Source organism: Herbidospora sp. RD11066, assembly GCF_054661255.1.
Map to the genome: position 1 here is coordinate 128,070 of NZ_BAAGDO010000012.1, position 17,498 is coordinate 145,567.

General features: G+C 70.2%; 17 protein-coding genes. 4 read left to right on the forward strand and 13 right to left on the reverse strand.

The genetic code is table 11. From position 1 onward, the window contains the following. Positions 1 to 10: 10 nt before the first annotated feature. The 9 genes from lanM to ACYQ78_RS34725 form a co-directional block, all read right to left on the reverse strand. Positions 11 to 3,112: a type 2 lanthipeptide synthetase LanM gene (gene lanM, locus ACYQ78_RS34685; RefSeq protein WP_459805194.1), complete on the reverse strand. Its 3,102-nt coding sequence runs from the start codon at positions 3,110 to 3,112 to the stop codon at positions 11 to 13. 1 nt (position 3,113) lies between these two features. Beyond that, positions 3,114 to 5,633 carry an ATP-binding cassette domain-containing protein gene (locus ACYQ78_RS34690; protein ID WP_459805195.1) on the reverse strand — a complete coding sequence of 840 codons (2,520 nt, stop codon included), beginning with the start codon at positions 5,631 to 5,633 and terminating at the stop codon, positions 3,114 to 3,116. Next, entirely contained in the window at positions 5,630 to 7,795 is a 2,166-nt protein-coding gene (locus ACYQ78_RS34695; RefSeq protein WP_459805196.1) for a cysteine peptidase family C39 domain-containing protein, read from the reverse strand. The genes ACYQ78_RS34690 and ACYQ78_RS34695 overlap by 4 nt, the downstream gene beginning before the upstream one ends. Further along, positions 7,788 to 8,501 (reverse strand): hypothetical protein, encoded by a 714-nt coding sequence (locus ACYQ78_RS34700; protein WP_459805197.1) that lies wholly within the window; start codon positions 8,499 to 8,501, stop codon positions 7,788 to 7,790. The genes ACYQ78_RS34695 and ACYQ78_RS34700 overlap by 8 nt, the downstream gene beginning before the upstream one ends. Beyond that, a complete protein-coding gene (locus ACYQ78_RS34705; protein ID WP_459805198.1) occupies positions 8,498 to 8,776 on the reverse strand; it encodes a hypothetical protein in 279 nt (92 codons plus the stop codon). Before ACYQ78_RS34705 ends, ACYQ78_RS34700 begins: the two co-directional genes overlap by 4 nt. A gap of 94 nt (positions 8,777 to 8,870) precedes the next feature. Next, on the reverse strand, positions 8,871 to 9,158 hold the full coding sequence (locus ACYQ78_RS34710; RefSeq protein WP_459805199.1) for a hypothetical protein: 288 nt from the start codon (positions 9,156 to 9,158) through the stop codon (positions 8,871 to 8,873). A gap of 101 nt (positions 9,159 to 9,259) precedes the next feature. Next, positions 9,260 to 9,913, reverse strand: a complete 654-nt coding sequence (locus ACYQ78_RS34715) for a hypothetical protein (RefSeq protein WP_459805200.1) — start codon at positions 9,911 to 9,913, stop codon at positions 9,260 to 9,262. Positions 9,914 to 10,112: 199 nt separating this feature from the next. Beyond that, positions 10,113 to 10,412 (reverse strand): hypothetical protein, encoded by a 300-nt coding sequence (locus ACYQ78_RS34720; RefSeq protein ID WP_459805201.1) that lies wholly within the window; start codon positions 10,410 to 10,412, stop codon positions 10,113 to 10,115. A 143-nt stretch (positions 10,413 to 10,555) separates the two neighbouring features. After that, entirely contained in the window at positions 10,556 to 10,879 is a 324-nt protein-coding gene (locus ACYQ78_RS34725) for a thiocillin family RiPP (protein WP_459805202.1), read from the reverse strand. A gap of 169 nt (positions 10,880 to 11,048) precedes the next feature. On the opposite strand from ACYQ78_RS34725, the gene ACYQ78_RS34730 reads away from it, so the two are divergent. From ACYQ78_RS34730 to ACYQ78_RS34745, 4 genes are all read left to right on the forward strand, one after another. After that, on the forward strand, positions 11,049 to 11,600 hold the full coding sequence (locus tag ACYQ78_RS34730) for a hypothetical protein (protein WP_459805203.1): 552 nt from the start codon (positions 11,049 to 11,051) through the stop codon (positions 11,598 to 11,600). A gap of 167 nt (positions 11,601 to 11,767) precedes the next feature. Next, positions 11,768 to 12,370 carry a GTPase domain-containing protein gene (locus ACYQ78_RS34735; RefSeq protein WP_459805204.1) on the forward strand — a complete coding sequence of 201 codons (603 nt, stop codon included), beginning with the start codon at positions 11,768 to 11,770 and terminating at the stop codon, positions 12,368 to 12,370. Next, entirely contained in the window at positions 12,370 to 12,849 is a 480-nt protein-coding gene (locus ACYQ78_RS34740; protein ID WP_459805205.1) for a hypothetical protein, read from the forward strand. The genes ACYQ78_RS34735 and ACYQ78_RS34740 overlap by 1 nt, the downstream gene beginning before the upstream one ends. Before the next feature lie 2 nt (positions 12,850 to 12,851). After that, positions 12,852 to 13,616 carry a hypothetical protein gene (locus ACYQ78_RS34745; RefSeq protein ID WP_459805206.1) on the forward strand — a complete coding sequence of 255 codons (765 nt, stop codon included), beginning with the start codon at positions 12,852 to 12,854 and terminating at the stop codon, positions 13,614 to 13,616. Here ACYQ78_RS34745 and ACYQ78_RS34750 read toward each other — a convergent pair whose 3' ends face one another. The 4 genes from ACYQ78_RS34750 to ACYQ78_RS34765 form a co-directional block, all read right to left on the reverse strand. Beyond that, positions 13,617 to 14,636: a hypothetical protein gene (locus ACYQ78_RS34750; RefSeq protein WP_459805207.1), complete on the reverse strand. Its 1,020-nt coding sequence runs from the start codon at positions 14,634 to 14,636 to the stop codon at positions 13,617 to 13,619. A gap of 55 nt (positions 14,637 to 14,691) precedes the next feature. Then, positions 14,692 to 15,528, reverse strand: a complete 837-nt coding sequence (locus ACYQ78_RS34755; RefSeq protein ID WP_459805208.1) for a geranyl diphosphate 2-C-methyltransferase — start codon at positions 15,526 to 15,528, stop codon at positions 14,692 to 14,694. An 18-nt stretch (positions 15,529 to 15,546) separates the two neighbouring features. After that, the gene (locus ACYQ78_RS34760; RefSeq protein ID WP_459805209.1) at positions 15,547 to 16,710 is read right to left on the reverse strand and encodes a family 2 encapsulin nanocompartment cargo protein terpene cyclase; all 1,164 of its coding nucleotides are present in this window, start codon (positions 16,708 to 16,710) and stop codon (positions 15,547 to 15,549) included. Between the two features lie 186 nt (positions 16,711 to 16,896). Then, positions 16,897 to 17,478 carry a TetR/AcrR family transcriptional regulator gene (locus ACYQ78_RS34765; RefSeq protein WP_459805210.1) on the reverse strand — a complete coding sequence of 194 codons (582 nt, stop codon included), beginning with the start codon at positions 17,476 to 17,478 and terminating at the stop codon, positions 16,897 to 16,899. Positions 17,479 to 17,498: the final 20 nt, after the last annotated feature.

Below are 17,498 nucleotides of genomic sequence, written 5' to 3' on the forward strand. Positions count from 1 at the left end.
TTTCTCAGCGTCAGTGCACGAGCCGGAGGGAGGCGACCTCGTCGTCGGCCAGCCGGAGCAGGGTGAGCCCCGCCGCCGCCAGGCCGTTGACGGCGGACAGGGAGAGCCGGTCGGCACGGCGCCGGTCGGCGAACCAGCGGCCGGTGTGGTCCCGGCGGAGCAGCAGTTCGGCGGCCAGGTCCCTGGCGGTGCGGGCGAGCCCCTGGTCGCCGGTCAGCCGGGCGGTGTGGATCGCCATCTCGGCGTCGACCACGAGCCCGGCGCAGGTGCGCCTCCTGGCGGGCCCGCAGTGCCGGGCGACGCGTTCGCGCAGGTCATCGGGGACCTCACCGGTGAGGGCGTGGGCGGTGGCGACGGCGGCGAGCAGCGAGCCGGGGGTGTCGAGGGCGAACCGGTGGTCGCCGTCCTCGCCCGACCTGGCCAGTGCCCACGCGAGCCCGTCGGCGCCGGTGGGCAGCCCGGCGAGGGAGGGCACGTTCGGCGGGTAGGGCGTTCTCCCCCGCGCGGCCAGTTCGGGGAGCAGTCCCTCGCGCAGGCGCTCGGCCAGCGCGTCGGCCTGCGGCACCGGCGTGGCCGAGACCTCTCTCAGTTTGTGTACGGCCAGCAGCAGGCCCGCCCGCCCGAGGATCGGCTCGGCCGAGGTGATCCCGGTCAGTTCGGCCTCGGCCAGCGGCAGCAGCCCGGCCGCCCGCTCGACGAGCCGGGTGTCGCCCAGGGCGTCGCCGCAGCGGCTCAGCGCGTAGATGGCCGAGCCGATCCCGACGAACGCGCCGACCGGGGAGAGCCCGCCGCACATCCGCCGGTAGAACGCCGACTGCGTCGACAGCGTGGCGAACTCGACCGACGCCTCCAGCGCCTCCTGGGCGGCGGTCCAGTGGCCGGGGGCGCCGGTGTTGGCGTACAGCTCGGAAAGGAAGATCGCCAGCCCGGCGGTGCCGCTGAGCAGGTCGCCGTGAAGAGGTTCGACCTGGTCGAGGCCGTGGGCGGGGTAGGTGACCACGCCCATCCAGGCCGACCGGTCGCCGCCCGCGGAGACGGCCGCTTCGAGGATCTCGTTGGCGAGGTCGCCCGCGCGGGCCAGCAGTTCCTCGACCGGGGGCTCGTCGCCCCGGGCCGACAGCTCGTAGGCGTGCAGGCCGATCTCGCGGATCGTCTTGGGCCGGGGCGCCGGGGCCGGGAACGAGACGGGCATCTCGGCCGCGCCGGTGATGTCGAGGCAGGTCTGGAGGACGCCGAGGTGCTCGTCCATGGGGAAGCCGGTCAGGTCGGAGATCCGGTCCTGGAGGCGCTGCCAGGCCGTGCCGGTGAAGTGGCCGGGGATCTCGACGCCGTCGGGGGTGAAGGCCGAGTCGGAGGCCGGCTTCGACAGGAAGAGGGGGATGTCCATCCGGCGGAACGCGTCGATCTCCTGCTCGATGATCTCCAGGATGTCGGTGCGGCCGGGGTCCACCCGGAGGGTGCCCATGGCGCTGCGGAACAGGTGGGCCAGGCAGATCTCCCTGGCCACGCCGTCGACCAGCGATCCCGGGCTGACGCTCATGCGCAGCATGTCGCCGCAGTCGAAGGTGCTGCGCCAGATGTAGCGGACCGGCGCGTCCTCCAGCAGCGCCAGCGGTCCGGTCGTGTCGGCCAGGAGTTCCCGGTTGCGCTCCAGGCACTCCTGCATCTGCCGGTAGCCCTCGGCGACCTCGTCGGCGTAGGCGCGAGGGTCGGCCAGCTCGCCCGCGCCCCAGGTCGGCCGGTACGGCGGCTCCTCCCACCCGGCCGGGAAGCCGGTGGAGTTCTCGGCGATCTGCTCCCGCAGCGCGGCCAGGCAGCCGACGTCCTGCGCCTGCACACCGACCCCGATCATCCGTGGGAAGGAGACCACGGCGGTCTTGGCGACGGTGTCCTCGACCTTCCCCCACAGCGACTCGATCCGCTCGCCGATCACCGACGGCTGGCTGATCCGGCCCTGGAGCACGTTCTCCAGGTCGATGAAGGCCGGTGTCTCCCCTATGGCGACGAGGTTGTCGGCCCACAGGTCGCGGCACTCCAGGAACTGGGCCAGCCGGGCGAACATGCCGAGTCGGGTGTAGTAGCGGCGGACGCTGTTCTCGTCGGTGCCGGGTTCGGCGACGACGTACTCCTCCCAGCCGTAGCCGTCGCGCAGCACGACCTCGCGGGTGTGCAGGGCGAGCGGCAGGCCGTGGTTGTTGAGCAGCGTGCAGACGTCCATCACCCCGGCGACCGAGCGCAGGTCCTTCGGCTTGTAGACGACCCGCTCGCCCGAGGCGAAGGTGAGCAGGGTGACCACGCGGCCGTGGTTGTGCAGGTCGCCCGAGTCACCCGAGTAGCCGGTGACCGGGCCTGGCGCGGCCCAGCCCCACAGGTTCCTGCGCAGCTGCGGCAGGTCGGCCCGCAGCCGGTCGAACAGCTCGTGGACGACCCGCCGCCACTGGAGGCAGGTGGTGCCCATGACGTAGGCGAGTCCGGGGAGCGTCTCCAGCCGGTCGAGCCAGCCCGACTGGCTGACGTCCAGGCCGGGGCTCTGCAACCACGACGACAGGTCGTTGGAGGTGCCCGCGAGCTGGGCCTCGAACGCGAACCCCGCCCAGCAGGCCTGGGTCAGCCGCTCGATGAGCTGGCCTGCGATGTCCTCCCGCGCCTCCGCCGTCACGGGCACGCCGCGGACCGACCCGTCCTTGACGTCCACGAGCCGGTTCATGGCGCGCCGAAACGCCACGAACGGGGCACCGGGACGTCCGGTCGCCGGGTCGGCCGCGGCCGTGGGCGGCTGGGCCAGCAGGAAGTCGACCAGGGCGTATCCCCAGTCGGGCAGCCGGCGCGGATCGGCCAGTTGCACGTCGACCAGACCGGCCCCGAGGTCACGGCCCGACCGGTTGCGGTGGTGTAGCACCGCCCGCTTCGCGGCCTCGTCGTCGCCGACGGCCGCCTTGAGCCAGCGCTGGGTGCGCTCGGAGGCCTGGCGCCGGTTCCGTCCCGCGACCGGGACGAAGTAGTCGCCCGCCACCCGCTCGTGGAACGGCGCCGCCGCGGCGACCACCGCCATCAGCCGGGCGTCGCCGCCGGGTACGGAGAGCAGTCCCTCATGCTGAACCTCGACCCGCATGTCAGACCTCCTGTCGGCGGACCATCCGGGCGAACAGCTCGTTGTCCTCCATCAGCTCCTCGAAGGTGCCGTTGGCGACGACCCTGCCCTGGTCCAGTACGTAGATCCGATCGGCCTGCCTGATGGTGCTCAGCCGGTGCGCGATCACGATCCTGGTGATGTCGAGTTCGGCGATCCGGCGGCTGACCAACGCCTGTGTGACGTTGTCGAGCGCGCTGGTGGCCTCGTCCAAGATGAGGACCCGGGGCCGTTTCACCAGCGCCCTGGCGATGAGCAGCCGCTGGAGCTCCCCGCCGGAGAAGGACGCGTTGTCCTCGCTGATGATCGTCTGCATGCCCATCGGGAGCCGGGCGATGTCGCCGTCGAGGTCGGCCAGCCGGGCCGCGCGCCAGGCGTCCTCCTCCTTGGCGCCCGGCACGTCGCCGATGATGTTCTCCAGCACCGAACCGCGCAGCACGCGGGCCTGCTGCATCACCACGCCCACCTGGGTGCGTACCCGGCGCAGGTCCAGGTCGCGCAGGTCACCGCCGTCGTAGAGGACCTGGCCCGTACGAGGCGGCTCGAAGCCCAGCAGCAGACGCACCAGCGTCGACTTGCCCGCGCCCGAGTGACCGGTGACCGCGACGAACTCGCCCGGCCGGAACACCATCGAGACCTCTTCGAGGATCTGCTTGGCGGTGCCCGGGTAGGCGAACGACACGTCGTGCATGCGGACCAGCCCGACCAGCTCGCCCGGGTCCTTGGCCCCCGGCGGCGTCTCGGGCGCCCGCTCCAGCAGCGGCTTCAGCCGCTCGAACCGGGGCAGCAGCGCGAACGCCGCCTCCACCGCCCGGCTCACCTGGCCCAGCGCCAGCACGAACTGGCCGAGCGCCACCGCCGCGATGACGAACGAGGCGGCCGGCACCCCCAGCGACAGCGCCGTGAAGGCGAGCAGGAGCAGCAGCAACGGCTGCGCCGAGGCGCCGATCGCCGCCGACACCGCCCGTTCCTTCCTGGACGCCGCCGCCGCGCCCTGCTGGGCGGAGAACGCCTTCGACCACAGGCCGAAGACCTGCGCCTCCCGGCCCGCGACGTGGATCTTGTCGATGGCGCTGAGGCAGGCGTACAGCATCGAGTAGATCCGGCCGTACTCCTCGTGCATGATCAGCTCGTGCTTCTGCTGGCGGACCGCCAGCACGGCCAGCACGGCCAGCAGCACCAGCACCCCGCCGAGCACGACCAGCGCGAGCCGCCAGTCGACCGTCACCAGGATCAGCAGGCCCAGCAGCGAGAACACGCCACCGAGCAGCGAGTTGACCGCCGCCTCCCCCAGCGCCTTGCGCATGTCGGCGACGGCGTTGGCGCGGTGGACCAGGTTCCCGGTGCTGTACTGCGAGTAGAACGGCAGGTCGAGCGAGACCAGATGACTCCAGATCGCCGGTTCGAGCCGTTCCTGAAGACGTCCCTGCACCCGGACGAGCACCGCGTTCCGCACGGCGAGCAACATCGTGCTGGCGGCGACCGCGCCCGCGATGACGACCGCGATCCAGATCATGGCCGGCTGGTCGGCCGGGTTCTGCGCGGTGGTCAGCAGCACGAACGTGAGCATCGGCACGCCCAGCGCCAGCAGCGCGGCGCCACCACCGGCCGCCAGCAGCCAGGCCAGCTCCCGGCCGGCCCCGCGCAGCCCGTATTTCAGCAGCGCCAGCGGCGAGGTGAGCCCCTCGTCGAGCGGCGGGTAGAGCTGCCAGGCGTTCCGGTCGAGGGTGGCGGCGACCTCGTCGGTGACGCGGCGCACCTCCCCCGACGGGTCGGAGATCTTGTAGCCGCCCTTGTGCGGCAGCAGCGCGACCGGCTTGCCGCCGTCCTTGAGGAACCCGACCAGCGGCACGGTGGCGTCACGCCACCACCCGTCGTCGAGGGTCACCTTCCGGTGCCGGACCCGGGCGAGGTCGAGCGCGGCGCCCATCGGGTCGACCGACGCCGGGTCGATCTCCTGCGCGGGGAACCCGAGGTGCTCACCGAGCGCCCTGACCACTTCCATCGCGCGGTCGGCGGCCGTACGCGGGCTGCCGGGTACCGGCGCCACCCCGGCCGCGGCGGCGATGTCGGCGAACGACCGGTGCAGCATGTCACTGGAGGCGCGGGCGCGGGCCGCCCGCCAGTTGTCCCGGTCGGCGTCCTCCGCCTCGGCCAGCATGAGCACCCGGGTCAGGGTGCCCCGGTGGACGTCCCGGAGGTTGGGAAGCCCCTCGCCGACGGGCCCGTTGAGGCGGCGCACCCACGAGGTGACCGCCTCGGTGTCCCGCTTGACCCGGCGAACGGAGGTGCCCTCGGCCGGTGAGGCCAGCACGGTGTAGCCGCCGGGCAGATCGGTGGCGGCGAACCCGTGCATGAGCTCGCCGCTCTCCACCCGGACGACCCGGTGGCGCGGGCCCTGGCCGTCGACGGGCGACAGCAGCACGTCGACGGATCCGCTGACGACGGTCCAGCAGGCGTAGGGGTCGATCAGCTCGATCTCACTGACGGGGTAGCCGCTCATGACGCCTCCTCCACCAGGGTGCGGTAGTGGCCCGGCACCGCGATGAGTTCGGCGTGGGTGCCGCGCTGGACGACCTTGCCCCGGTCGAGCACGAGGATCAGGTCGCTGTCGCGCACGGTGCTGAGCCGGTGGGCCACCACGAGGCTCGTACACCCTCTGGCCTGGACGTTCGCGTCGACGAACGCCTCGGTCTCGGCGTCGAGCGCGCTGGTCGCCTCGTCGAGCACGAGCACCGACGGCGACAGTACGAGCGCCCGCGCGATCTCCAGGCGCTGTCTCTCGCCGCCCGACAGGTTCCGGCCCCGTTCCTGGATCCAGCCGCCCGACAGGCCGCCGCGGCGGGCGACGACGTCGGCGAGGCTGGCGTCGGCGAGGGCGCGGTGGAGGCGGTACTGCGGGATCGTCGGGTCCCAGAGGGTGAGGTTGTCGGCGACGGTGCCCTCGAAGACCTGGAGGTTCTGCTCGACGTACCCGACCGAGGTGGTCAGGGTCTCCCTCGGCCAGTGCTCGCGGGGGATGCCGTCGAGGAGGATCTGGCCGGACCACGGCTTGACGGCGCCGGTGAGCAGGCGGGCGACGGTCGACTTGCCGCTGCCGGTGCGGCCGACGACCGACACCCGCTGGCCGGGTTCGACGCGGAACGACAGGCCGCTGATGACGGGGCCGCGCTGGCGGTCGTAGCCGAAGGAGACGTCGACGAACTCGACCGCGCCGCGCAGGCCGCCGGCCGTTTCCGGGAGGCCGGGCAGGGCGGCGTACTGCGGGTCGGGTTCCGCGCTGATGGCGTCGTCGTACATGCTGGTCTGGGCGACCGTGATCTGGGCCTCGGCGCCGAGGCCGACCAGGGCGGTGACCGGCACCAGGAAGGCGCCGACGAGAAGCTGGGCGGCGATGACGGTCGGCATGGTGACCTCGCCGTTGGCCATCAGGACCGCGCCGGTGATCACGATGGTGGCGCCGGCGAGCGAGCCGAGCGCGGCGGGCACCGCGAGCAGCGCCTGGGTGACCCGCATGAGGTCCTGGGTGGCGGCCAGCGCCTTGGCCGACAGGCCCGCCCACTTGGCGAAGAACCAGCCCTCGGCGCCGTCGGCCTTGAGCGACTCGGCCATCGAGATGCCGTTGAAGGCCATGCTGTCGCGGCGGTGCTCGTCGAACAGGAGCTTCTGCTGGTGCGGGGCGGCGGCCCGGCTGACCGCGCGCATCGCCAGCAGGTTGACCGCCGCCAGCGCGGCGGCGACCAGGGCGAAGGCCGGGTGGAAGGCGAACAGGATGGCCGAGTGCAGCCCGATCGTCAGGACGGCCGCCACGGCGGCGGCGGCCCGGTCGGACAGCAGGATGGCGAGCCCGGCGCCGAAGGAGGTCTTCATCACCAGGCCGCCGGTCATCCGCCGGTGGAAGAAGTCACCCGGCAGCCGCAGCAGCCGCCACATGTACCGGCCCGACAGGTCGGCCGCCATCGCGGTCTGGACGGCGCCGAGCAGGCGTTGCTGCAGCCAGGTGCCGACGATGGTGAACCCGGCGCAGGCGGCCAGGCCGAGCAGCACGGGCGCCGACCAGGTGGTCTCCCCGGCGACGAACACCTCGCCGAGCAGCAGGCGGGTGAGCAGCGCGGTGGCCACGGCGGGCAGCGCGAGCATGAAGGCCATCACCGCGATGGCGAGCAGCGTCGAGAGGTAGGGCCGCACCTTCGCCAGCGCCGACCGGCCCAGCGGGAAGCGTTTCCCGCCGGGCTGGAAGTCCTTGCCGGGGCGCGGCACCAGCACGATCCCGCTGAACCGCTTCTTGAACTCCGGCCGTGACAGGCGGATACGACCCACTGCGGGGTCGTTGATGTACGCCCACCGCTTCCGCATCCCCTCCAGCACCACGAAGTGGCGGTGGTCGACGAAGATCATCGAGGGGACCGGGTGGTTCTCCAGCTCGTCGGCGTCCAGCCGGAAGCCGCTGATCTCGAAGCCGTAGGCCTCGGCGGCCTTCTTGAGCCCCGCGCCGGACAGGCCGTCGCGGCCGACGCCGGAGCGTTCCCTGATCTCGTGGAGCGGAAGCCGCAGGCCGTGGTAGGCGAAGACCATGCTGAGGCAGGCCGGCCCGCAGTCGGCGTCCTCCATCTGCGGGCGGCGCTCGGTGCGGACCGGGCGCGTCCTGGTCGCGGTTCTAGCCACGTGCGGCCCCCTTGAAGAGGGCGTCCACGGGACGGACGACCGCGACGGTGATCTCCCCGGCGACCGGGGTGAGCGTGGCTCCCGGCCAGGCGGGGGCGTCGAGGTCGACGGTCACCAGATAGCGGCCCTCGGCATCGAGTGTGTCGCCGTACAGGGGCCTGATCTGGTCGTTCGAGACGGGATAGCGGTCGACGGCGCTGACCTTCCCGGTCCCGGCGCCCGCGACGGAGACGGTCTGACCGGCGGCGAGCGAGCCGACGCGGTCGGGCCCGACGGCGAGCACGGCCTTCAGCGGCCCGGCGGCGGGGTCGACCACCACGACGGCGGCGCCCGCCGCGAGGGCGGTGCCGGGGACGGCGGTGCGAATGACACGACCGGCGGACGCGGCGGTGACGACGCGCCTGGCGCCCGTCGCGTCGGAGATGACCGCGAGCGACGTGCCCGGTGTCACCTCCTGGCCCGCGGTGACGAACACCTCGGCCAGGCTGCCGGCCACGGGGGCGGCGACCGGGACGGGCCCGCTGCCCGTCACCAGCACACCGGAGGCGAAGACGACGTCGCGGACCTGCCCGAACCAGGCCCAGCCCGCTCCGCAGCCCGCGACGAGGATGAGGGCGACCGCGGCGAGCCACGCCTTGGTCCGCACCGTGGAGACGAGCTGTTCGATCCGCTCGCCCCCGGACGTCTCGACCGCGGTCGTGGTCATCGCCCGGTTCCGCCGATGCAGAAGCAGAAGCTGAGGCACGGCGGCACGGCGGCCTGGGGGTCGGTGAGCGTCTCGACGACCGTCTCGATGGCGGGCCGCGGCGGCAGCGCCGGGAACAGCGCCCCGTCGGTGAGGTGGATGTCGAACTCGGCCAGGACGGCGGCGGGCTCGCGCTCGTAGCGGAGCCGCAGACCCTCGTCCGACCAGGAGCGAGCGGTCAGTTCGCCGAACCCTCTGCGCTGGGCGGTGTCCCAGCCGATCATGTCTACAGTCATCACAGGTCTCCCCGCAGCGTGGTATGAGATGCTTCAATGGCGGGGTGGTGGGCATCTGGACTGCCCACCACCCGGCGCCCAATTGATGATCAGGTCAGCCGGTCTGACCGGAGAAACACCCGGTCGGGCAGCTCACGGTGCCGATCGTGCTGAGGGCCGCACCGGCCGACGACTCGAGGCTCTCCAGGTCGATCGCCTGGTCGGGCCGTTCGGGCAACTCGGGGAGTGCGAGGTCGTGGGGCCAGTCGATGCCCGCGGCGGCGAGCGTGGCGCGGGGGTCCTGCTCGAAGTCCTGCCTGAGCGCCTCATCTGACCAGGTGCGGGCGAAGAACCGGGCGAGCTGGGGGCGGAGTTCGGGGGGCAGCGTCGGGTCATCGGGCATTGATGTCACCTCGTTTTGGCGGGGGCCGCCTGTGCCATCAGTTTTGCCAGCGACCTCCAACCCAACCAGAACCGACCATCACGGACATGACGTGATATTCATCATGTACGGGGCGTGCGATGGGCGAACTCCCGCATCTCCCGCTGCGCTTCCAACGCGACGTCGAGCATGCGGCCGAGCTGCTTCTTGACGGCCTCCGCCTCACCCTCGGCGTTGCCGAGGACCGCGAGGCCCTGCCGCGCGATGGTGTCGAGCCGGCTGCCGAGGATCTTCTCCAGCTCCCCCATCGCCCTCACCCGCTGCGCCGCCACCTCGACCGCGACGAGTTCGGCCCTGGTCTCGTAGAGCACCCGCGCCGTCTCCGCGAAGTGCGTGAGCGCCGCCAGCGGCACCGACGCCACCACGACGGTCAGGATCCACGACATCGCCGCCGCGGCGTCGTCGCCGAGGGCCAGCGACTTGACGAGCTCACCGATGATGGCCACCGCGAACGCCGGCAGGGCGTAGGGCCGGGCGAGGAAGCACAGCGCCGTCGCGGCCAGGAAGACGCCCGACACCGACCACCACTCTCCCAGCAGCGGCAGCGGCGCGTAGACGAGCAGGGTCATCGCCCCGACGACCCACCACCTCCGGCGCCCACGGGCGCCCAGGAAGCTGGCCCAGACGTAGAGGGCGACCACGGCGGCGCCCAGGATCACCCCGGGGACGGCACGGTCAGGATCGTTCTGGATGTAGTTCGCGAACGTCTGGCTCATCAGGAAAAATGCGAACGCGACAATGGCGGCCCGCCCGACCCGCACCTCCAGGGGCGCGCGAACGGCCGTCCGCTGTCCGGAGTCTCCCGGTCCACTCACAAACGGATCATGACCCTCCACCGCCTCCGAGGCAACGGGTCATGGGGATGTCCCGGATACGCGACGCCGGGACATCCTCACTTCGAAGAGCCGCCGGCGATCAGCCCTGCTGGCAGGGCATCGTGGCGCCGATGGAGCCCGAGGTGCCGACGCACTGCAGGCTCGCGGTGCCGGACGTCATCCCCAGCTTCTCGATGGTGAGCTCCCCCTTGGGACGCACGGGCAGCAGCGGAGTGGGCACACCCTCAGGGATGACGACGCCGTATTCGGCGCTCACGGTGCGGGGCTCCCGCTCGAAACGGGCCCTGACCTTTTCGTCCGACCAGGCGGCGGCGATCAAATGGGCGAACTTCAGACGGTCTTTGTCACTGAGAACAGCGGTTCCCTGGAAATTCGTCATGTCTTCAGATTCGCTGGAATCGATCTTCGTCACCAGAAACGAACAACACCATTCAGGTGTGATAACCGTCATATGGAACCGAAAAAAGAAATGCCCCGGATGCGCGGGGAACCGCGCGCCCGGGGCAGATCAGGTCGTAGTGGTTACGACACGGCCGCGGAGCCGTAGGTGCCGGCGGTGCCGAAGCAGCCACCGATGGTGCCGATCGTGCCCGCGGTGCCCGCAGTGCCCTCGGCCTGCACACCGGCGGCCATCTCCAGCTCCTCGACGCTGAACTCGCCCTCGGGGCGGGCGGGCAGCGGCGGGGTGGGGATGCCCTCGGGGATGACGACGCCGTACTCGGCGAGCAGGGCGCGGGGCTCCGCCTCGAAACGGGCCTTGACCTCTTCGTCCGACCAGGCGGCGGCGATCAGGCGGGCGAACTGCTTGCGGTCTTCCTCACCAAGGATGTAAATGCTTTCGGCCATCGGGGCACTCTCCTTCTGCCTCGGCTGTCAGCCGAGATCCGGCGGGAGTGGCAGCGGGCATCTGGACTGCTCGCTGCCCTTTCGTCACATAACAAGATTCGCCCGATTCAGGAGCCGTCACCAGAAACAACTAACACCAGCCCTATGTGACAACCATCATTGGCCGACCATGACACCTTCTTGGGACGCCCCGTACGGCGCCCGCCCCCCGCGTGAACGCGCGCGCGGCAGGATCGGCACCATGCTCAGGAAGATCGCGGCGCTGGGCGCCGGAGCGGCACTGGCGACGATCGGGTTCGCCCCGGCGCCGGCCTCGGCGGACGAGGCGAAACGGCGCGTCGTCGTCTCGGGAACCGTCTACATCATGGACGACGAGACCTTCGGCACCAATGAACGCTGCACCTATTCGCTGCTGGACAACGACCTCGTCTTCAACAGCCAGCAAATGGTCATCGACCAGAGTTGGTCGTGCGGCGGAGAGGTTCTCACCGAACTCCACGGATTCGTCGAACTGCTCCCCGGAAACGCCATCCGCTACCACGGGGAAATCGTGCTGCGCGAGGGGCAGTGCGGTTGTCAGAGCGACACGATCCGGGCGCGCAAGGGTTTCAACCAGGTCGTCCAGCCGGAGACGCAGGCCGGCGTGGCATCGGGGCGGATCGAATGGAGCGGCGGCGACGCCACCGACGTCACTCTGCAGGTGCTGAACATCAACCCCTGACCGCGCTTCCGGGTCCGCGCGGGTAGCCAATGGGGATATCCATCTGTCACTCTTGGACCGCTACAAAGTCTCCGGACAGGCGGCCGATTTTGCCTTTACCCTTCATCGCCATCGGCGTCGGTCTGGCCGCCGCGGCGGCAGTCGGTTCTGTCACGTCATACTTCCTGATGAACAGGCTCAAGGAGAAGACGTTCCGAATCGCGCCGCTCGGAGCCCGGCGCACGGGAAAGACCACGCTGATCAATTCTTGGCGCGGCACCTGGGTCGAAGACCCCGATCACACACACGCGCCACGCATTTATGAGAAGACCAAAATCACCACCAACGGGCTCAGCCTGACCTTCCTCGGGCTGGGTGACCTGAGTGGCGAGGAAAAAGCCTGGCCCCAATGGGAGAACCGGGTTTCGGAGAGCCGTTATGTGCTCTACCTGGTCGACGCGCGCCTGCTGGCCGGATTCCCGATGCCGGCCGAACGGAGCTGGCACCGGGTCGAAGACGACGCCGGGCAGATCGGCAAGTGGCTGAGCGACCGGGAGGCCTACCTGTGCGTCCTCGTGGTGACGCACACCGACGAGGATCCCCGCTCCGCCGAACTCGACGAGGCCGACTACGCCCAGACCATCGCCGACCAGCTCGATCCCATCCTGCTGCGGCTCGGCGGCGACGCCCGGGTCCGCATCGTGAGCGGATCGCTCAAGGATCAGGAGTCGGCCGACCTGCTCACGTCCAAGATCATGGAGCACATCGTGAGCCACGAAGGAGGCCTGTGATGACCGGGCACGTCGACGTCGTCTACGTGGAGTTCCCCGACAGAGAGCCCTTCGCCTGGCGCCGGGGGAAGGTCCTCGACGACGACGGCCGGGCGGCGGTCCACCAGGACTTCGTGGACCTGGTCACCGGGGCGTCTAAGCAGGGCGACACCCGGCTCGGGCGATATGTCCTGTCCGGATCGCGGCTGCTGGTCGAGTTACCCGTCACCGACAACCCGACCGGTCGCCGGCTCCAGGCCACCCTCGTCGTCACCGCGCCGGACAAGCAGCCCGGCTGGACCCGCGTCGCGGCGGCCGAGGCGGCGGCGCTCCTCAGCGAAGGCGGGCTGTCCGTCGACCGGACGATCGTCGACCGGCTGCTCGTTCAGGGGTGGACGGCGGGGCACCCTTTCGCGCTGAACGGCCCCCTGGCCCGGGGGGCCGTCGCGACCCTGTCGCTGGTCGTCCTGTTCCTGCTGGTCAGAAAGCTGAAGGGCTAGTCGTGCCGGACTCCCCCCGGCTGAAGAAGAAGATCGTCGTTCTCCACCGCGACGACTACAACCGGGCCAGGACGGTGGCGCCGGAGCTTCTCACCGATCCGTTCACCACCGTCGTGCCCGTACCGCTGCGAGCCCCGCTCGACCAGGACGCGGAACTCCGGTCGATCGAAGACGCGCTCCAGCCGGGAGCCTTCCTGATCCGCAACCACTGGGACGCCGACACCTACGTCGAGGCGACACAGGCCTACGAACGCATCGCGGTGGCCAAGTTCAACCTCGTCGCGGAGATCTGCCAGATGCTCGGCGCGACCCGCCTGGAGGTCGGCGAGCTCCGCGAGGTCACCGAAGACGGCAAGACCGGCGGCACGCTCAATCTCAGCACCAAGGCCGTCACCGCCTCGGTGAACGGCGCCAGCGAGTCGATGCGGCGGGTCGCCCAGTCGATCAAGGCCTCGTGGACCTGGCGCGGCGCCGACCCCGCCACGGACGCCGCAGCCGAGCACGCCCGTCGCGAGGGGATCCACAACGACCCGGTCGTGCGCAGCCTCATCAAGCAGCGCCGCTTCCCCGGCAACGTGCTCGAAGAGCACTCGCTCGACCTCGACGTGAGCTCCGAAGCGCTGCGCGAGATGAGCGGCGCGGCGCAGGTGGCCTCCGTCCTGCGCAAACTCGGTCCGTCGTTCGATGTCACCTTCCAGAGCGTGACCAAGAACACGCAGCACCTCGTGCTGACGATCCGCGTGGTGTTCCCACCCGCCGGGGCGTGACTACCCCGCCTTGAGGTGCCGCCACGCGAGTTCGAGCACGGCCGCACCCGCGGCCTGCATGGGCTCGCCGGTGACATACCGGCGGACCGACTCCTCGTCGAACGGGACACCCTGGGTGGCCCGGCCCTCGTCGTTGTCGCCGGTCATCGCGCCGAAGAGTTCGTCGAACACCGACGCCTCGAAGACGGTGACGGCGAGGATGTCGGTCGCGAAGCTGAGCGGGTCGACCCCGACGCCCAGGACGAGACAGCGCAGATCGCCCCGTTCGCGGGCGTCGGTCAGCGACCGGTAGAGCGGCCACGACTCGTAGTCGAATCCCGAACCGTAGTGCTCCGACCTGCCGAGGAACTCCTCCGCGTACTCGCGGACCACGCACTTCCACAGGTCGAAATCGGCCTTCTCGGCGTCCGGGGTCTCCTCCGAGGGCTGGAAAACCCCGACGGGCATGACCTGGAATAGCCCGCCACCGTGCGCGACGAGCGCGGGATCCCGCCAGTGCAGCACGAACGTCGTCTCGCCGGTCTCCCGGTCATGGCGCAACGTCAACATGGAGATGGCCGGATGCGCGGGCCGCGCCGAAAGGTCGGTCGGGTCGACCACCAGAGCACGGATCGGCAGGCCCGGTTCCCCGGCCGCGAACTCGTGGGCCGCCGCCTCCCCCACGTTGACCGCGTCGAAGTACATGCCTCGCGTGAAGGTCAGTTCCGGCCAGGTCACGTCGAGCAGGCGGTAGCAGGTGCGGTTCTCGAAGAGTTTCGGCTTGTCGTAGGCGGTCATCGCCTCGGCGTAGGTCTGGTCGCCGGGGACCTCGAAAACGGGTGCGACCGGTTCGCCGGTCCAGTGGAGGACGACGCGGTGCAGGTCGAGGGGCTCGGGGAGGGCCCACGCCTGCCTGGTCAGCAGGCGGGTGGAGCCCACCCGGGGCAGGTGCGGGTAGAGCAGGTCGGCCCGCCTCGCCAGGTCGTGGCGGTTCGCGTTGAGGTGGCGGCGGACCTCACGCCAGGTGTCCCCGGTGTTCATCCCGGAAACACTAAGGGCTCCGGCAGGGGGATCCGGAGCCCTCGTGGTCTTACGGTCAGACGCGGTCGGCGGCGATCAGCAGGTATTGGAAGCTGCCGTTGCGGTAGGCGTCGAGGAACGCCGACTCGATGCCCGTCACCAGGTGGGACTTGGCCCGCAGCTCCCAGTAGGGGATGGTCGCGGCCGTGAGGTCGACGACGCTCACGGGGACCAGCCGGTTGTTGGCCATCTCCCGGAAGTACTGACTTCGCGGATGGATGTCGCAGATGTAGTGGGCGTTGATCTGGCTGATCGCCTTGGACGGCAGGCCGTAGGCGTCGTTGTAGCACCCGGTGATCGTCACGTAGCGGCCTCCGCGTGCCAGCTGGCGCGCGTGTTCCTTGAAGAGCAGGGCCAGCTCGACGTACATGGTGCTCTCGTTGTTCCAGATCGCCTGGTAGGAGCCCGTCTCGAAGCCGGTGTCGAGCATGTTGCGCTCGTGGAAGCGCACCCGGTCGTCGACGCCGCGGATCTTCGCCTGTTCGTTGGCGAACTCGACCTGGGATTCGGAGATGGAGATGCCGTCGACGTGGCAGCCGTAGCGCAGATTGGCGACCAGGGACGAGCCGCCGCGGCCCGAACCGGCGTCGAGGAGGCGGTGATGGGGCTTGATGTCGCCCAGGTGGCTGAGCAGGAAGTCGGACTGCGCCGACTCCAGCCGGTGGAGCTCCCTGGTCATGCGCTCTTCGCGGGTCTCCGCCGGCCCCTCCAGGACCGAATTGTCGACGTCACCGATGCCGTAGTGGTGGTGATAGATGCCGTCGACCTCACCCAGCCGGAGATTGACCGGGTTCTTCTCGGTGTTCCAGTAATCAGCCACGGAGCGCTGGTAATCGCTTTGGGTGATGGTCACCGAACGAAATTCCTTTCGCTATCTATAGCGTTCGCTGGAGCCGTGCCATTCGAGACATCCGGCCATCCAGGCCTGGGCGCCGCGCAGGAACCGCTGGAGTTCCGTGGAGGGGACGGCGGCCAATGACCTCTGGCTGGCCTCGAAACCCCGGACGAAGTCGTTGTGGAGGGCAACGGCGCGTTCGGTGGCCTCGCGGATCGAGCATTTCTCCTCTGCGGCGATGAGCAGCACCACATTGGAGTCGGGCAGTTCGTCGGCGGCCTCCTTCTCCGCCGAATAGAGGTCGTTGACGATGACGCTGGCGGTCCCGGCCTGCATGAGCGCCGTGTGGAACCGCCGGTCGGCGAAAAGGTCGGCGGGCAGCGCGTATTCGCCCACGATGTCGATGAGGACCATCGACGTGTAGAAGCTGTCGTGCTGCCGGGCGGCCAGATAGCGCCACACCGGTGGGGGCGCCTCGAAATAGCGCCAGGCGGCGTAGGCGGTCCAGCTCACGAACATCTGCGAGGTGATGTTGCACACCCGCATCACCTGGGACGGGGTGGCATGGCGGCTGAGGTGGGCGGTGGCCGACCGCAGGGCGACCAGGACCGGGTCGGCGGTGATCGCCTCTTCGAGCTGCGCGGTGTAGGAACCGGCCGGTGGCGGCGGGTCCATCGCCGAGGTGACCAGGGCCAGCCGCGGCGGCAGCTCGGTCGGGGTGGCGCCCAGGTCGGTCTCGTCGGCGTAGTAGTCGTCGGCGGCCCACCAGGCGGCGTTCATCTGGGCGGAGATCAGGATCTGGTCGGGTTCGTCGGTGTCGGCGTGGGCGAGGGTCGCCAAGCGGCCGAAGCCGGCGTCGCGGAAGGTCTCGATGCGGCCCTCGTGGAGGCCGATGCCCTCGGCCCAGGCGACCAGGCGGCGGTTGACCTCTTCGGCGAGCGGTTCGTTGACGCGGACCGTCTCGGGAATGTAGAGCGGCGGGTGACTTCCGTCGCCCCATTCCCTTTCGCGATAGGGCAGCGGGGTCGTACTGAAACGGCGGACGACCGAAGTCGGATCGAGCGAAGGTGCCGGTTCTTGGTGGCCGTCGGGGGAAATCGGAGTCTCGGCCGGATCGATGACAGGGAGCCGGAGTGCGGTGGTGCCGAGACCGGTCGGGCCCGGCAGGCGGCCCCCTGGAGTTTCGCCGAACTCGGGCATCAGGCCCCCTCCTGGATTTCTTTTTCGGTACGTCTTCCGACAACAGAAGAATGCATAATGCGGCCCCCGAAAAAGAAATCCTCTTCCCCGTCCCCGCGCCAATACTAAAGGGCGTCCCACGGACACGCAATGGTCGATCAATGCGCCCGCAATATGCCGACATCGACCAATAATGTCGGAAATAATTCAGCTCAACCCGGCCAGAACCCGGTGCAATCCCCACTGAAACTGGCCGACCGAGTTGTATTCGGCGATCGTCCCCAATTCGGCATAGGTGAGCGGAAACTCGGCCGGATCGATCTCGAACGACACCGGCGCGCCGGTCACCCGGTCGGCGGCCTCCAGGGCGATGGCGCCCAAGACGTACACCATCACGGTGTAAGTGGCACGGGCGTCCGGCAGCACCCTCAGCAGCGACTCGCCCACCCGCAGAGCTATCGGCCCGTTGAAGGCGGCGCCGAGGATGGCGGGGACGGCGGCGGGATGGGCGAGCAGGACCTCGCGCAGCGCGAGGGCGTAGTTCTCGATGCGCCGGTGGGGCGGTTCCGCGGAGTCGTCGAGGAGCGACAGGTCGGCCTCGGCGAGCAGCCGGTCGGCGATGGCGGTCACGATGGCGGCGCGGTCGGGGAAGTAGGTGTAGAGCGCGCCGGGGGTGAGCCCGACCCGGGTGGCCAGCGCGCGCATGGTGAACGCGCCTTCGTCGACCAGCTCCAGGGCCGCGTCGAGAACGGCGTCGGGATGCACGGAGCGCCGGGGTCCTCGCGTCACAGGGCGACCCTAGCCTCTTC

Bases quoted from the DNA above. Each gene is read 5' to 3' on its own strand.
- lanM (WP_459805194.1), bottom strand. From the start codon at position 3,112: ATGCGGGTCGAGGTTCAGCATGAGGGACTGCTCTCCGTACCCGGCGGC.
- ACYQ78_RS34690 (WP_459805195.1), bottom strand. From the start codon at position 5,633: ATGAGCGGCTACCCCGTCAGTGAGATCGAGCTGATCGACCCCTACGCC.
- ACYQ78_RS34700 (WP_459805197.1), bottom strand. From the start codon at position 8,501: ATGACCACGACCGCGGTCGAGACGTCCGGGGGCGAGCGGATCGAACAG.
- ACYQ78_RS34705 (WP_459805198.1), bottom strand. From the start codon at position 8,776: ATGACTGTAGACATGATCGGCTGGGACACCGCCCAGCGCAGAGGGTTC.
- ACYQ78_RS34710 (WP_459805199.1), bottom strand. From the start codon at position 9,158: ATGCCCGATGACCCGACGCTGCCCCCCGAACTCCGCCCCCAGCTCGCC.
- ACYQ78_RS34715 (WP_459805200.1), bottom strand. From the start codon at position 9,913: ATGAGCCAGACGTTCGCGAACTACATCCAGAACGATCCTGACCGTGCC.
- ACYQ78_RS34720 (WP_459805201.1), bottom strand. From the start codon at position 10,412: ATGACGAATTTCCAGGGAACCGCTGTTCTCAGTGACAAAGACCGTCTG.
- ACYQ78_RS34725 (WP_459805202.1), bottom strand. From the start codon at position 10,879: ATGGCCGAAAGCATTTACATCCTTGGTGAGGAAGACCGCAAGCAGTTC.
- ACYQ78_RS34730 (WP_459805203.1), top strand. From the start codon at position 11,049: ATGACACCTTCTTGGGACGCCCCGTACGGCGCCCGCCCCCCGCGTGAA.
- ACYQ78_RS34735 (WP_459805204.1), top strand. From the start codon at position 11,768: ATGAACAGGCTCAAGGAGAAGACGTTCCGAATCGCGCCGCTCGGAGCC.
- ACYQ78_RS34740 (WP_459805205.1), top strand. From the start codon at position 12,370: ATGACCGGGCACGTCGACGTCGTCTACGTGGAGTTCCCCGACAGAGAG.
- ACYQ78_RS34750 (WP_459805207.1), bottom strand. From the start codon at position 14,636: ATGAACACCGGGGACACCTGGCGTGAGGTCCGCCGCCACCTCAACGCG.
- ACYQ78_RS34760 (WP_459805209.1), bottom strand. From the start codon at position 16,710: ATGCCCGAGTTCGGCGAAACTCCAGGGGGCCGCCTGCCGGGCCCGACC.